The 13,948-nt window shown below is 68.8% G+C and carries 14 protein-coding genes; 7 read left to right on the top strand and 7 right to left on the bottom strand.

Features of this window, described 5'->3' with window-relative positions:
• The first annotated feature begins 94 nt into the window (after window positions 1–94).
• On the top strand, window positions 95–1,174 hold the full coding sequence (disA, locus tag EVU97_RS08230) for a DNA integrity scanning diadenylate cyclase DisA (protein WP_129664988.1): 1,080 nt from the start codon (window positions 95–97) through the stop codon (window positions 1,172–1,174).
• A gap of 4 nt (window positions 1,175–1,178) precedes the next feature.
• On the top strand, window positions 1,179–2,051 hold the full coding sequence (locus EVU97_RS08225; RefSeq protein ID WP_240730164.1) for an A/G-specific adenine glycosylase: 873 nt from the start codon (window positions 1,179–1,181) through the stop codon (window positions 2,049–2,051).
• 74 nt (window positions 2,052–2,125) lie between these two features.
• On the opposite strand, the gene EVU97_RS08220 is transcribed toward EVU97_RS08225, so the two are convergent.
• From EVU97_RS08220 to EVU97_RS08210, 3 genes are all read right to left on the bottom strand, one after another.
• Window positions 2,126–2,662: a gluconokinase gene (locus EVU97_RS08220; protein WP_129664984.1), complete on the bottom strand. Its 537-nt coding sequence runs from the start codon at window positions 2,660–2,662 to the stop codon at window positions 2,126–2,128.
• Between the two features lie 23 nt (window positions 2,663–2,685).
• Window positions 2,686–4,128 (bottom strand): gluconate:H+ symporter, encoded by a 1,443-nt coding sequence (locus EVU97_RS08215; protein ID WP_129664982.1) that lies wholly within the window; start codon window positions 4,126–4,128, stop codon window positions 2,686–2,688.
• A 63-nt stretch (window positions 4,129–4,191) separates the two neighbouring features.
• Window positions 4,192–4,725: a hypothetical protein gene (locus EVU97_RS08210; protein ID WP_129664980.1), complete on the bottom strand. Its 534-nt coding sequence runs from the start codon at window positions 4,723–4,725 to the stop codon at window positions 4,192–4,194.
• 142 nt (window positions 4,726–4,867) lie between these two features.
• Here EVU97_RS08210 and EVU97_RS08205 point away from each other — a divergent pair, with 142 nt between their 5' ends.
• Window positions 4,868–5,182, top strand: coding sequence for a hypothetical protein (locus EVU97_RS08205; RefSeq protein WP_129664978.1), 315 nt, complete (start codon window positions 4,868–4,870; stop codon window positions 5,180–5,182).
• Window positions 5,183–5,245: 63 nt separating this feature from the next.
• Here the strand turns inward: EVU97_RS08205 and EVU97_RS08200 are convergent, their stop codons facing one another.
• Window positions 5,246–5,746: an amino-acid N-acetyltransferase gene (locus EVU97_RS08200; RefSeq protein ID WP_129664976.1), complete on the bottom strand. Its 501-nt coding sequence runs from the start codon at window positions 5,744–5,746 to the stop codon at window positions 5,246–5,248.
• Between the two features lie 90 nt (window positions 5,747–5,836).
• Between EVU97_RS08200 and EVU97_RS08195 the strand changes: the two genes are divergently transcribed.
• On the top strand, window positions 5,837–6,742 hold the full coding sequence (locus EVU97_RS08195; protein WP_129664974.1) for a ketopantoate reductase family protein: 906 nt from the start codon (window positions 5,837–5,839) through the stop codon (window positions 6,740–6,742).
• 85 nt (window positions 6,743–6,827) lie between these two features.
• On the opposite strand, the gene EVU97_RS08190 is transcribed toward EVU97_RS08195, so the two are convergent.
• A complete protein-coding gene (locus EVU97_RS08190; protein ID WP_129664972.1) occupies window positions 6,828–9,449 on the bottom strand; it encodes an ATP-dependent Clp protease ATP-binding subunit in 2,622 nt (873 codons plus the stop codon).
• Between the two features lie 242 nt (window positions 9,450–9,691).
• Between EVU97_RS08190 and EVU97_RS08185 the strand changes: the two genes are divergently transcribed.
• Window positions 9,692–10,864 (top strand): hypothetical protein, encoded by a 1,173-nt coding sequence (locus EVU97_RS08185; protein ID WP_129664970.1) that lies wholly within the window; start codon window positions 9,692–9,694, stop codon window positions 10,862–10,864.
• A 27-nt stretch (window positions 10,865–10,891) separates the two neighbouring features.
• Here the strand turns inward: EVU97_RS08185 and EVU97_RS08180 are convergent, their stop codons facing one another.
• Window positions 10,892–11,683 (bottom strand): Ku protein, encoded by a 792-nt coding sequence (locus tag EVU97_RS08180; RefSeq protein WP_047312457.1) that lies wholly within the window; start codon window positions 11,681–11,683, stop codon window positions 10,892–10,894.
• Between the two features lie 56 nt (window positions 11,684–11,739).
• On the opposite strand from EVU97_RS08180, the gene ligD (EVU97_RS08175) reads away from it, so the two are divergent.
• Together ligD (EVU97_RS08175) and ligD (EVU97_RS08170) are read left to right on the top strand one after the other, a co-directional pair.
• The gene (gene ligD, locus EVU97_RS08175) at window positions 11,740–12,687 is read left to right on the top strand and encodes a non-homologous end-joining DNA ligase (RefSeq protein ID WP_129664968.1); all 948 of its coding nucleotides are present in this window, start codon (window positions 11,740–11,742) and stop codon (window positions 12,685–12,687) included.
• Window positions 12,680–13,561: a non-homologous end-joining DNA ligase gene (gene ligD / locus EVU97_RS08170; RefSeq protein ID WP_129664966.1), complete on the top strand. Its 882-nt coding sequence runs from the start codon at window positions 12,680–12,682 to the stop codon at window positions 13,559–13,561. The genes ligD (EVU97_RS08175) and ligD (EVU97_RS08170) overlap by 8 nt, the downstream gene beginning before the upstream one ends.
• 65 nt (window positions 13,562–13,626) lie before the next feature.
• On the opposite strand, the gene EVU97_RS08165 is transcribed toward ligD (EVU97_RS08170), so the two are convergent.
• A complete protein-coding gene (locus EVU97_RS08165; RefSeq protein ID WP_047312620.1) occupies window positions 13,627–13,947 on the bottom strand; it encodes an Lsr2 family protein in 321 nt (106 codons plus the stop codon).
• Between the last annotated feature and the right edge of the window lies 1 nt (window position 13,948).

Below are 13,948 nucleotides of genomic sequence, written 5' to 3'. Positions count from 1 at the left end.
CGCACGTCACGAAGGTGTCACGACGTGCGTCCGAACCGCCTCGGCACGTTATGTTCAACATGGTGATTCACCGCCCGGTGTGAAGGAGAAGAGCGTGGCTGAGCGTTCCGACGAGACGCTCCTGTGGGAGACCCTCGCGGCCATCGCCCCCGGCACGGAGTTGCGTGACGCCCTGGAGCGCATCCTGCGTGGCCGCACGGGCGCACTCATCGTCGTCGGGCACGACGACGTGGTCGACTCGATCTCCACGGGGGGGTTCCCCATCAACATCGAGTTCTCGGCCACGCGACTTCGCGAGCTGGCCAAGATGGACGGCGGCATCGTCGTCTCGTCGGGTCTCGAACGCATCATTGGCGCCGCCATCCAGTTCGTGCCGGACAGCTCGATCGAGACCCGCGAATCCGGCACGCGTCACCGCACCGCCGAGCGCGTCGCGAAGCAGACCGGCTACCCCGTCATCTCCGTGAGCCAGTCGATGCAGATCATCGCCGTCTACGTCGGCAACCTGCGTCACGTTGTCGAGGGTTCCCCCGCCATCCTGTCGCGCGCCGGTCAGGCCCTGCAGACGCTCGAACGGTACAAGAAGCGTCTCGACGAGGTCACCGGCTCGCTCTCCGCTCTCGAGATCGAAGACCTCGTGACCGTGCGCGACGTCGCCCAGGTGCTCCAGCGCCTCGAGATGGTGCGCCGGATCAACGACGAGATCTCCGAGTACGTCGTCGAACTCGGTACCGACGGCCGCCTCATCGACCTGCAGCTGCAGGAACTCGTCGGCTCCCTCGGTGACGACCGTGAGCTCGTCATCCGCGACTACCTCGCCTCGGCCCGTGACGGGTTCACGTTCGAGCAGGCCGACGCCAACCTCGCCGCCCTCAGCTCCGCGGACCTCATCGACATCTCCGCCAACGCCCGCGCCGTCGGTTTCGCCGTGGTCGGCGACTCCCTCGACGCGCTCGTCACGCCTCGCGGATACCGCCTGCTGTCGAAGGTGCCGCGCCTGCCGGGCGCCATCATCGAGCGCCTCGTCGACAACTTCGGCAGCCTGCAGGCTCTGCTCGGCGCCGAGTTCGACGACCTGCTTCAGGTCGATGGCGTCGGCGAATCCCGCGCACGCGCTGTGCGCGAGGGGCTCTCCCGCCTCGCCGAGAGCAGCATCCTCGAACGCTACGTCTGAGCGCGTGAGCACCGACCTCGTCGTCCGGCTGAACGACTGGTTCCTCGCCCACTCGCGCCCGCTGCCGTGGCGTGAGCCCGGCACGACGCCCTGGGGCATCTTCCTCTCCGAAGTGATGAGCCAGCAGACCCCCGTCGCCCGCGTCGCGCCGCTGTGGCAGGAGTGGATGGATCGCTGGCCCACGCCCGCGGACCTCGCGGCCGCACCGGCCGGCGACGCCGTCCGTCACTGGGGTCGCCTCGGCTACCCGCGCCGGGCGCTGCGTCTGCACGCGGCGGCCGTTGCGATGGTCGAGCGACATGACGGCGACGTGCCGTCCACGTCCGACGAGCTTCTCGCACTTCCGGGGGTCGGCGAGTACACGGCAGCCGCGGTGGCGGCGTTCGCGTTCGGGGAGCGCATTCCTGTCATCGACACGAACATCCGACGCGTCGAAGCGCGCGCCGTCACGGGTGTTCAGTTCCCGCGCCCCAGCCTCAGCGCTGCCGAGCGGGCGTTGGCCGCTCAACTGCTCCCGCATGAGGACCACGTGTTGTGGAACGCCTCGTCGATGGAGTTCGGTGCGGTCGTGTGCACCGCGAAGGCGCCTGCCTGCGGCGAGTGCCCGGTCCTCGACCTGTGCGCGTGGCAGCAGGCCGGCGCTCCGGCGTACGACGGCCCCGCACGACGCGGACAGGCCTGGGCCGGAACGGATCGCATGGTTCGCGGCAAACTGCTCGCCGTCCTGCGCGAGCGTGACGGCGCGGTGCCGCACGACGACCTGCGTCAGGTCTGGGACGACGAGGTGCAGCGTGAGCGCTGCCTCGACTCGCTCGTAGCCGACGGGCTCGTCGACCTCGTGGGCGACGACTCGTTCGCCCTGCCGGGGCACGCCTAGCCGGTGACGTTCGTTGCGGTTGGTGACGGTGCACCGTCACCAACCGCAACGAACTCAGCCAACCAGAGCGTTGGTCAGGTGGCGGAGCCCTCGCCGTGGAGGTTCAGCGCCTTGAGCACCTCGCGGAGCACGGCCTCCTGGCCGCCCGTGGACTCGACGATGACGCCGGGCTCGTCCTCGCTCAGCTCCTCGAGCGTGTCGAGCTGTGACTGCAGGAGCGACGCCGGCATGTAGTGACCCTTGCGCTCGGCGAGGCGGCGCTCGAGTTCCTCACGCGACACGTCGACGTGGCAGAACGTCACGCCCGGGCGCCCCTCGCGCAGCAGGTCGCGGTAGGTGCGCTTGAGCGCACTGCACGTGATGACGGCGCTCTTGCCCTCGCCCTCGTGCTCGTCGATCCACTCACCGATCTTGCGCAGCCACGGCCAGCGGTCCTCGTCCGTGAGCGGGATGCCGTTGCGCATCTTCTCGACGTTCGCCGCGGGGTGCAGGTCGTCGCCTTCGACGTACGTCCACCCCAGGTGCTCCGCGAGACCCTCGGCCACGGTGGTCTTGCCGGAGCCGGAGACGCCCATGACGATGACGAACTGCGGTGCACTGGGAGAAGTCATACGGCTCACCCTAGACCCGGAGCTCACACGAGCATCCAGGCCATGGCGCAGAACGCGAAGCCCGCGACGGAGATGACGGTCTCCATGAGCGACCACGACTTGAGCGTCTGGACGACCGTGAGCCCGAAGTACTCCTTGACGAGCCAGAAGCCCGCATCGTTGACGTGGCTGAAGAACACCGAGCCGCACCCGATGGCCAGCACGACGAGGGCGAGCTGGTTGGCGTCGAGGCCGGTGAGCATCGGCGCGACGATGCCGGCCGCAGTGATGGTCGCGACCGTCGCCGAACCCGTCGCGAGACGGATACCGACGGCGACGAGCCACGCCATGAGCAGGGGCGAAAGGTTCTTGCCCTCGGCCCATTCCTTGATGACGTTGCCGACACCGGCGTCGACGAGCAGCGTCTTGAAACCACCACCGGCAGCGACGATGAGGATGATGCCGGCGACGGCGGGCAGGCCGTTGCTCATGACGCCGTTGGCGGTCGCGAGCGACATCCCGCTGCCCTTACCGAGCGCGAACAGGGCGACGAGCACGGCCAGCATGAGTGCCACCGACGGCGTGCCGAAGAACTTCACGACGGTGAGGAACGTGCCCGAGTCGGGCAGGAAGATCTCCGTGATCGATGCGAGCAGCATGAGCACGACAGGCAGCAGGATGCAGCCGATGGCCGCGCCGAACGAAGGGCGCTTCGTGGCGGGCGAAGCGGCCTTGCCGTCCGCCGACTCCTCGGCCAGGTCGGAGTCCCCGACGGCCGCACCGGGCGAACCTGCGTCGGCAGCGAGTTCGGCGGGAGCGTCCACCGGCACGAGTCGGGCAATGAGACGCGCGAGCAGCGGGCCCGCGATGATGAGCGTCGGGATGGCGAGGAGCACGCCGAACATCAGGGTGCGGCCGGTGTCGGCCTTGACCGCTTCGATGGCAGCCACCGGGCCGGGGTGCGGCGGCACGAGTGCGTGGAGCACCGAGAGGCCTGCGAGCGCCGGGATGCCGACGAGCAGCACGGGCTGCTTGGCGCGGCGCGCGACTGAGAGAACCACCGGGATGAGGAGGACGACGCCGATCTCGAAGAACATCGGCAGACCGATGATGGCCGCGACGAGCGCCATCATCCACGGCAGCGCGGCTGCTTTCACGCCGAAGACGAGCTTGTCGACGATGGCGTTGCCGCCGCCGGAGTCCGCGAGCAGCTGGCCGACCATGGCGCCGAGCGCGACGAGCAGACCGACCGAGCCGACCGTCGTGCCGAACCCGGTGGTGAAGCTCTTCACTGCGGCCTCGCCGGGTACCCACGCCACGAGCGCAAGCGCCGCGCTTCCGAGGATGAGCGCGAGGAACGGGTGCAGCTTGGCGGCGGTGATGCCGAGGACGACGACGGCGATGCCCGCGAGCGCCGCGAGCGCGAGTTGCCCGGACGACGCGCTCGAGAGCGGCTCGGCAGCGTCGGCTGCCATGAAGTGGACCATGAGGTGTCCTTCGAACGGAGGTGGGTGAAACGACGTACCGGTCGCACGCGGGCCGACGTCACCTCACCGTAGGACTCCCCCACGGCGGCCAAGCCCCCGGATCGTTCCGGTTGAGTCACGATCTTTCACCGGCCCGCTCGCCCCCTCGGCTCCCCGTGAGTGACGCGGCTGCGGCGCGAACGCCTGCCACGTACCGCTCGCGATGCCTGCAGCGATCTCGTTCCGGCGCTTGCGGGCCGCCGTGAACGTCGACGCCCGCTCGACGTGAATCACTCCGCCGTTGCGCGCGACGTAGACCGGCCACGGCCGGCGCAGAAGGACGCGCCACAGGGCAAGAAGCGGAAGAGTCAGGAGCAGCAGTGCCAGCTCGCCCATGACGAGACTTGCCGCCACGACTAGAGGCACGAGGAGAACAACCAGGACGACCGCCCCTGCATCGCCGGAGAGCCCACCGAGACTCCTGGTGTCGCTCTTGCCGAAGAAACCCAGAAGCAGTTCGGCGACGCGCGGTGTGCCCGGCTCCCACGGCAACCGACGGCATCGCACGCGGTACACCTGCCGACGCGTGCCGTCGTCACCCGCGATCGTCACCTTCACGGCCCCAGTGTCCTCCACGCCTGATCGGTTCGCCCGCACAGTGGGCTGTACTGACCTGCTTCCCCACCCGTTCTCGTACCGTTGTCGACATGAACGAGCCTGCTGCGCTTCGCATCACGCCCTCGGGAACCGAGTCGCGCCGATGGGCCAGAAGGTCGTCGTCGAGGTCGACGCCGACCGCACGCACGTCACGCTGCGCGCTCCGTTCTACCGTCGCTCGATTCCGCTGCGGGACATCGCATCCGCCGAGGCCCACCCCGACAACGGTCGCAACCACGGCGCCCTCAACTGGTTCGTCGTCGGCCGGGAGAACTCATCCGGCGGCGTCCGCCTCAACACCGGCGGGCAGGCTCGCGTCGACATCGTGACGAGCGACGCTCGCCGTTACGGCGTCGTCGTGGACACCATGGAGCGGGCTCGGCAGATCGTCGACGCCCTCCGCGTCACCGGCCACTGACCCGGCCCGGCCCGGCGCACAGCGCTGGGCCGGCGTCGACGCCAGAGGACAAGGACACACCCCTCAGAGCTGCAGCAGCATCCTCGTGTTGCCGAGCGTGTTCGGCTTCACCCGATCGAGGTCGAGGAACTCGGCGACACCTTCGTCGTATGACTGCAGCAACTCCGCGTACACCTCGCGCGTGACGGGCGCGCCCTCGATCTCGACGAAACCGTGGCGACCGAAGAAGGCCGTCTCGAACGTCAGGCAGAACACGCGGCTCACGCCGACGGCGCGGGCGCGGCGCACGAGCTCGTCGAGAATCATCGAGCCGATGCCACGGCCCTTGACCGTCGGCGACACCGCGAGCGTGCGAACCTCCGCCACGTTCTCCCAGATGACGTGCAGGGCGCCGCAGCCGACGATCTCGCCGTCCAGTTCGACGACGACGAACTCCGACAGCGACTCGAAGTACGACACGACGGGCTTGTCGACGATGGCCTTCGACTCGACGTACGGCCCCACGAGCCTCCGGATGCCCCGCACATCGGGCGTGCGGGCGTTGCGCAACTGCGGGGAGGTCATTCCTTCAGCCTACGACGCCGCCGAACGCGGGGTTCGCCGTGATTGGATCGAGAGACTCACGCCCCCCAGTCGGAAAGCGCCAGGCACCCCGTGGAGAACTCACCCCAGCACATCGTCGTCCTCGGCCCCGGCGGTGTCGGTGGCCTCATCGCGGCCCTCGCCTCGCGCGCCGGGCACCGCGTCACGTGCCTCGCGTCCGAGTCGACGGCGGACGTTCTGCGCCGCGACGGCATCGCCGTCAGCAGTGCGCAGTTCGGCCACTTCACCGCGCCGGTCGAAGCCGACACGACGCTGCGTGAGCCCGCCGACCTCGTCTTCGTCACCGTCAAGGCCACGAGCCTCGAGGCGGCGCTCGAACGCCTCGACCCCGACGCCATCGGTGACGCGCTCATCGTCCCGCTGCTCAACGGCGTCGACCACATGACGCTCCTGCGCGAGCGCTACTCCCCCGGGCAGGTGACGGGCGGGGTCATCCGCGTGGAGGCCACGCGCCCGCGGCCGGGCATCGTGGAGCACGCCAGTTCGTTCGCCGACATCGACCTGGCGAGCTCGACCACCGACCGGGCCCGCCTCGACCAAGCCGCCGCCACACTAAGTGCGATCGGTCTCGGCGCTCGCGTCCTCGACGACGAGGCGCAGATGCTCTGGGCCAAGCTCTCCTTCCTCGGCCCGTTCGCCCTGTCGACGACGGTGAACCGCGCACCCATCGGCGTCGTGCGCACCGAGCACGCCGACGAGCTCGACGCCATGATCGACGAAGCCGCCCTCGTGAGCTCCGCCGAGTGCGGCGCCCGCTTCGACGAACGAGCCCGACAGCTGGCGGACGCGCTCGGAGACGCCGCGAAGTCCTCGATGCTGCGCGACGCCGAAGCCGGCCGTCCGACGGAGATCGACGCCATCGGCGGCGCCCTCCTGCGCGCCGGGGAGCGTCACGGCATCGACACCCCCGTCATCCGTGACGTCATGACGCGCCTGCAGCCACAACAGTCCAGCTGAGAGCGCCCCCAGCACACGACGAAGCGGCGGCCCGCCTCCCCGAAGGGAAGCGGGCCGCCGCTTCGTTGTCAGCTCAGCGAGAGCGTCAGGCCGTGGCCGTGCCCTCGCCGCCGCCGGTGTTGCCACCGACCGGGCCGCCGAAGTCCATCGGACCGGACAGGTCGTCCGACAACGGAACAGCGCCCTTCATGTCGGTGTCGACCTGGTCAGATGCTCGCGTGTGCTCCGAGAGCGCCTTCGGCGTGCCGGAGAACGTGAACTTCGCGTCCTTGCCCTCACCGTCGGCGTCCACGAGCACGAGGTCGCCCTTGGACAGCTCGCCGAAGAGGATCTTCTCCGACAGCTGGTCCTCGATCTCGCGCTGGATCGTGCGACGCAGCGGACGAGCACCGAGAGCCGGGTCGTAGCCGCGCTTGGCGAGCAGGTTCTTGGCGGTCTGCGTGAGCTCGATCGCCATGTCCTGGTCCTTGAGGCGCTCGTCCAGCTTCGCGACCATGAGGTCGACGATCTGCACGATCTCCTCCTGCGACAGCTGCGGGAACACGATCGTGTCGTCCACGCGGTTGAGGAACTCGGGGCGGAAGTGCTGCTTGAGCTCCTCCGAGACCTTCGCCTTCATCCGGTCGTAGTTGCTGCGCTGGTCGTTGCCGGCTGCGAAGCCGAGCGTGACGCCCTTCGCGATGTCGCGGGTGCCCAGGTTCGTCGTCATGATGATGACGGTGTTCTTGAAGTCCACGACACGGCCCTGGCTGTCGGTCAGGCGACCGTCCTCCAGGATCTGCAGCAGCGAGTTGAAGATGTCGGCGTGAGCCTTCTCCACCTCGTCGAACAGGACGACCGAGAACGGCTTGCGACGCACCTTCTCCGTCAGCTGGCCGCCCTCTTCGTACCCGACGTAGCCGGGGGGCGAACCGAACAGACGCGAGACGGTGTGCTTCTCCGCGTACTCGGACATGTCGAGCGTGATGAGCGCGTCCTCGTCACCGAAGAGGAACTCGGCGAGCGACTTGGCGAGCTCGGTCTTACCCACACCGGTCGGGCCGGCGAAGATGAACGAACCACCGGGACGACGCGGGTCCTTGAGCCCCGCACGCGTACGACGGATGGCCTGCGACAGCGCCTTGATGGCGTCGTCGTTGCCGATGACGCGCTTGTGCAGCTCGTCCTCCATGCGCAGCAGTCGCGAGGACTCCTCCTCGGTCAGCTTGAACACCGGGATGCCGGTGGACGCGGCGAGAACCTCGGCGACGAGCTCCTCGTCGAGCACGGCCGCGACGTCCTGGTCGCCGGCCTTCCAGGCCTTCTCCTTGGCTTCCTTCTCCTCGACGAGCTTGCGCTCGTCGTCGCGCAGGGAGGCGGCCTTCTCGAAGTCCTGGCCGTCGATGGCCGATTCCTTCTCGCGACGCACGTGCGCGATCTTCTCGTCGAACTCGCGCAGCTCCGGCGGAGCCGTCATGCGACGGATGCGCAGGCGAGCGCCGGCCTCGTCGATGAGGTCGATCGCCTTGTCCGGCAGGTACCGGTCGGTGATGTAGCGGTCGGCCATGTTGACGGCGCCGACGAGCGCGGAGTCGGTGATCGTCACGCGGTGGTGCGCCTCGTAGCGGTCACGCAGACCCTTGAGGATCTCGATCGCGTGCGGGATCGACGGCTCGTTGACCTGGATCGGCTGGAAACGACGCTCGAGCGCCGCGTCCTTCTCGATGTGCTTGCGGTACTCGTCGAGCGTCGTCGCACCGACCGTCTGCAGCTCACCGCGGGCGAGCATCGGCTTGAGGATCGACGCGGCGTCGATCGCCCCCTCGGCGGCACCTGCACCGACGAGCGAGTGGATCTCGTCGATGAACAGGATGATGTCGCCGCGCGTGCGGATCTCCTTGAGCACCTTCTTGAGGCGCTCCTCGAAGTCACCGCGGTAGCGGGAACCGGCGACGAGCGAGCCGAGGTCGAGCGAGTAGACGTGCTTGTCCTTGAGCGTCTCGGGCACGTCGCCCGCGACGATCGCGGCGGACAGGCCCTCGACGACGGCCGTCTTACCGACACCGGGCTCACCGATGAGCACCGGGTTGTTCTTCGTACGACGCGACAGCACCTGCATGACGCGCTCGATTTCCTTCTCGCGCCCGATGACCGGGTCGAGCTTGCCCTCGCGGGCGGCCTGCGTCAGGTTGCGACCGAACTGGTCGAGCACCGTCGAACCCGCGGGCGTGCCCTCGGCGGGGCCGGACGACGACGCGCCGACGCCGGCACCGGCCGGCTCACCCTTGCCCTGGTAGCCCGAAAGGAGCTGGATGACGGTGGTGCGCACCGTCGACAGGTCTGCGCCGAGCTTGACGAGGACCTGCGCGGCAACGCCCTCACCCTCGCGGATGAGGCCGAGCAGGATGTGCTCGGTGCCGATGTAGCTGTGGCCGAGCTGCAGCCCCTCACGCAGGGAGAGCTCGAGAACCTTCTTCGCGCGGGGCGTGAAGGGAATGTGGCCGGACTGCGTCTGCTGCCCCTGGCCGATGATCTCCTGAACCTGTTCACGCACGGCGTCCAAGGAGATGCCGAGCGACTCGAGCGCCTTGGCGGCAACGCCTTCGCCTTCGTGGATGAGGCCCAGGAGGATGTGCTCCGTGCCGATGTAGTTGTGGTTGAGCATGCGCGCTTCCTCCTGCGCGAGCACCACCACACGGCGGGCACGGTCGGTAAACCGTTCGAACATGTCATCTCCTCGATGCCGAGATCTCACTCGATGCTAGCCGGGAGCGCCGAGATCGCACGTTTCGCGCGTTCGAGGCTCGCCGGGCTTTGACGTTGCCAACGCCTCGATCCGTCATCCTGTTCCGCATCGACGCCGGAAGTGGCACGCGTTCGCCGTGGGCGGAACCGAGCCCGATGTCCTGCGTGGGTTTGATGCGTGAAACCAACCGGGTCGCGGCTCGCCTCGTCGCTACGCTGGCCGACGTGCAAACCGTCACGCTCCGCCTCCGTGTCTTCGGCCTCGACGTCGATGTCGACGTGCCCGCGGAGCGAGCGGAGTCGATCCGTTCGCAGTGGGCGTGGTGTCTGCCCGATTCGCCTGCCCAGCGCGACATCGCGCCGCTGCCGGGCGCGCCCGAGCTCAACGACGAGCCCCTCACCGTCACGCGCGGCGCCGACGGCGAATCGGACGACCACATCGCCGACTACAACCTCACGACGAGCATCACCCGCGAGGCAATCGGACGCCGCGCAGCCCAGTTCGTCATGCTGCACGCCGGCGGCGTCGCGGAGCCGGAGACCGGCCGAGTCGCAGGGTTCGTCGCCGCATCAGGTACGGGTAAGACGACGGCCACCCGCCACTTCTGCTCCCGCGGCTACGGCTACGTCAGCGACGAGTCGCTCATCATCGGCGAGGCCCGCACGGTCATGCCCTACCCGAAGCCGCTGTCGGTCGTCATCGACCCCAGCAAGCCGTACGAGAAGACACAGCACGACCCTGGCGAGGTGGGGCTCGCGTTCCCTCCGGCCGGGCCGCTGACGCTCGGACCGCTCGTCGTTCTCGTCCGCGAGCGTGGCGAGGAGGCGTCGGGCGACGTCGCCCGCCTGGAGCACATTCATCTCTTCGACGGCCTCGCTCAGGTTCTCCCTCAGTCGTCGGCCATGCCGGAGATTCCCGGTTCGCTCGACGTCCTCGCGCGGCTCGCCCAGGGGGGTGGGGGCATCCACGAGATGCACTACCGGGAAATCGCCGAGACCGAGCACCTCCTGCGGAGGGCCCTCGCGCTCGAACCGCTGGAGCCGTTCTGGCGCCACGTGCCCGGCGCGTGGGGTGACACCTCGCCCTACCTTCCGCCGGAGCAGTTTCCCGTCGACCCCGATCGAGTGGCGGAGGGCCTCGAGGTCGAACGCGCACGTTTCGTCGACGCCCTCGTCGACGACGAGGTCATGGAGGCCATCGTTCTGCTCGGCGCGGCGCCGGTGCGGATGTCGGGGCTCGCGACACTCGTGTGGGACGCGAGCGCCGAGCCGCGCGACCTCGAGCAGCTCACGGCGCAGTGCGTCGCGGAGCTCGGCGACCACCCGGACGCCACGGCCCTCGTGCAGGAGACCCTCGTCCAGATGCTCGCCGACGGGGTGTTGCGCCCGGTCGAGTAGCGGAGTCGCGACCGGCGAGCCGCAGCGTCAGACCGCTTCGCCGCGCGCCTTCTTCGCCCGGTCGACGCTGGCCTGCAGAGCCGCGAGAAGATCGACGACCTCGGCGCTCTCCTCCTTCTCGGCCTCGGGCTCGTGGACCTCTCCCCCGGCGAGCTTGGCCTCGACGAGCTGCTTGACGGCCTGCTCGTACTCGTCCTCGTAGGCGCTCGGGTCGAAGTCACCCGAGAGCGATTCGACCAGCATCGCGGCCATCGCCTGCTCGGCGTCGGTGACCTCGCTCTTCTCGGCGAGCACCGCGAAGTCGGGCTCGCGCACCTCGTCGGGCCACAACAGCGTCTGCAGCACGAGGGTGTCCTCGTGAACGCGCAACACCGCCACGGTCACGCGCGTGCGGATGGCCACCGTCACGACGGCGACGCGACCGCTCTCCTCGAGCGCGCTGCGCAGAAGGGCGTACGGCTTGATCGCGGCCTTGTCGGGTTCGAGGTAGTAGACCTTGTCGAGCACGAGCGGGCTGATCTGCTCGGCCGGCACGAAGCGGTCGACTGCGATCTCCTTGCTCGTCGACAGGGGCAGCTCGGCGAGGTCGGCGTCGGTGAGCACGACCATCTGACCCTCGTCGGTCTCGTAGCCCTTCGCGATGTCGCTGTAGGCCACCTTCTCGCCGTCGAGACTGCACACCCGCTGGTACTTGATGCGCCCGCCGTCCTCGGCGTGGACCTGACGGAACTGAACGTCGTGGTTCTCGGTGGCGGAGTACAACCGCACCGGCACGTTGACGAGGCCGAAGCTGACCGCGCCCTTCCAGATGGCTCGCATGGCGTCCTTTCCTCGCGGGCTGCGTGTGGCCCGCACACCGCGTCTAGGGTGAGCCTATGCGCCCCATGCTCGCCTCACCCGCAGCAGCGCCGCCGACGGGGCCGTCGTGGCGCCACGAGGTGAAGTGGGACGGCATTCGCGCCATCGTCACGGTGAGCGGCGGCGAGGTGAGCATCGCCACCCGGTCCGGCGCCGACGCCACGGCTCGCTTCCCCGAGATCACCGGCTCGCACCTCGCCGACTTCGACGACATCGTGCTCGACGGCGAGATCGTCGCCCTCGTCGACGGAGCACCCGACTTCCGCACGGTGATGCACCGGCTCGCTCCCGGGGGTGGCCGCTCGCGAATGTCGGCAACCTCGCCCGAGGACGCCCGGCGCATGGCCCGAACCCCCGTGCGGTTCATGGCCTTCGACGTCCTGCGCGCCGCCGGCCACGACGTCGTCACGATGCCGTGGAGCGCCCGGCGCGCCCTGCTCGAGGGGGCGGGCGTGGCTGACGGCGTCGCCGTCGAGGTGCCGGAGGCGTACGAGGACGGCGCGGCCCTTTTCGCCGCGACGCTCGAACAGGGCGTGGAAGGCATCGTGAGCAAGCGCGTCGACGCTCCGTACCGACCCGGCGTGCGCAGCGAGGAGTGGCTCAAGAGCGTCCATCGCCAGGCTGACACCTTCGTCGTCGGAGGCTGGCGGCCGGTCGCGGGTTCGCTCGCGCAGGTGGGTGCGATCCTCGTCGGCGAGGTGACCGACGACGGCCTGCGCTACCGCGGCCGCGTGGGGACCGGCTTCTCCGCCTCCAGCGGTCGGGCGTTGCTCGAGTGGCTCACGCCGATGCCACAGTGCCCCTTCACCGCCGACGACCTGCCGCCCGAGGATCTCGAGGGCACGCACTGGGTGCGCCCGGAGATCACGGTCGACGTCACCCACCTCGGCCGCAGCGCCGGCGGGCGCCTGCGTCAGCCGTCCTACAAGGGTCTGCGCCTCGACATCGGGGGTGCGCGTGGCTGACGAACCGACGGTCACCGTCGCCGAGGTCGACGGGCGGCGCCTGAAGCTGACGAATCTCGACAAGCTCCTCTACCCCGCCACCGAGACGACGAAGGGCGAGGTGCTCCACTACTACGCGGCTGTCGCACCGCGCCTGTTGCCGCAGATGGCCGGGCGCCCCGTGACGCGCGTCCGCTTCCCCCACGGCGTGGGCGACCTCAACTTCTTCGAGAAGAACGTGCCCGGCGGAGCGCCCTCGTGGCTGACGGCGCACGACATCGACGGCGTGCGCTACCCCTTCGTCGACTCGACGGCGGCGCTCACCTACTTCGCCAATCTCGCGTCGCTCGAGTTCCACACGCCGCAGTGGCGCTGGGAGAACGGCGAGCGCCGGGCTCCCGATCGCCTCGTGCTCGACCTCGACCCCGGCGCACCCGCGGGCCTCGACGAGTGCGCGCGCGTGGCCCTCGTCATGAAGGACCTGCTCGATTCCCTCGGGTGGGCCTGCGTACCCGTCACCTCGGGCAGCAAGGGGATGCAGGTCTACGCGGCCCTCGACGGGAAACGCTCGAGCGACGAGGCCCGCGAGTTCGCCCGCGTCGTCGCGGAGAAACTCACCGAGCTCGAACCTGATCTCGTGACGGCCAAGATGACCAAATCCCTACGCCCGGGAAAGGTATTCATCGATTGGTCGCAGAACGTGGCGGCGAAGACGACCATCACGCCGTGGTCACTGCGCGGAAGGAACCGGCCCTTCGTTGCGCTGCCGCGCACGTGGGACGAGATCAGCAACGCGGCGGACAGCCCCGGAACTCTGGAACAGATCGATCTCGACGAGGTGCTCGATCACAGAATGCACTCGGAAGATCCTATGAACATCCTGAAAAGAGGATAAAACAAACCAAATGGCCGGTCATTGGATGAAATGACGAGCCCTTTGGTTTGTTCACCGAGTTCAGTTCAGCCCTTGGCGGCGTCGAACGCCTTGAGAACGTCGGCCGAAACGCGACCACGGTCGCTGACCTTGTAACCGTTCGCACGACCCCACTCGCGAATCTCGTTCAGATCGTTACGAGCTGACGTCGTGCGAGCCTGCTGCTTGCGGCCACCGACACGACGCGCGTGCCCGACCCACTTCGAGAGCGAGTCGCGCAACTGCGCGGCGTTCGCGTCAGAGAGGTCGATCTCGTAGCTGACGCCGTCGAGACCGAATTGAATGGTCTCCGCGGCCTCTGAACCGTCGATGTCGTCCTCAAGCGTCACGTGTACACGCTGCGCCATG

The sequence above is a fragment of the Dermacoccus sp. 147Ba genome (genome assembly GCF_004151355.1).
GTDB lineage: Bacteria > Actinomycetota > Actinomycetes > Actinomycetales > Dermatophilaceae > Dermacoccus > Dermacoccus abyssi.
The sequence above is the reverse complement of the archived record's forward strand: the minus strand, read 5'-3'. Positions and strand labels throughout refer to the sequence as shown.

Bases quoted from the DNA above. Each gene is read 5' to 3' on its own strand.
- EVU97_RS08220 (WP_129664984.1), bottom strand. From the start codon at position 2,662: ATGACTTCTCCCAGTGCACCGCAGTTCGTCATCGTCATGGGCGTCTCC.
- EVU97_RS08215 (WP_129664982.1), bottom strand. From the start codon at position 4,128: ATGGTCCACTTCATGGCAGCCGACGCTGCCGAGCCGCTCTCGAGCGCG.
- EVU97_RS08205 (WP_129664978.1), top strand. From the start codon at position 4,868: ATGGGCCAGAAGGTCGTCGTCGAGGTCGACGCCGACCGCACGCACGTC.
- EVU97_RS08200 (WP_129664976.1), bottom strand. From the start codon at position 5,746: ATGACCTCCCCGCAGTTGCGCAACGCCCGCACGCCCGATGTGCGGGGC.
- EVU97_RS08190 (WP_129664972.1), bottom strand. From the start codon at position 9,449: ATGTTCGAACGGTTTACCGACCGTGCCCGCCGTGTGGTGGTGCTCGCG.
- EVU97_RS08180 (WP_047312457.1), bottom strand. From the start codon at position 11,683: ATGCGAGCCATCTGGAAGGGCGCGGTCAGCTTCGGCCTCGTCAACGTG.
- ligD (WP_129664968.1), top strand. From the start codon at position 11,740: ATGCGCCCCATGCTCGCCTCACCCGCAGCAGCGCCGCCGACGGGGCCG.
- EVU97_RS08165 (WP_047312620.1), bottom strand. From the start codon at position 13,947: ATGGCGCAGCGTGTACACGTGACGCTTGAGGACGACATCGACGGTTCA.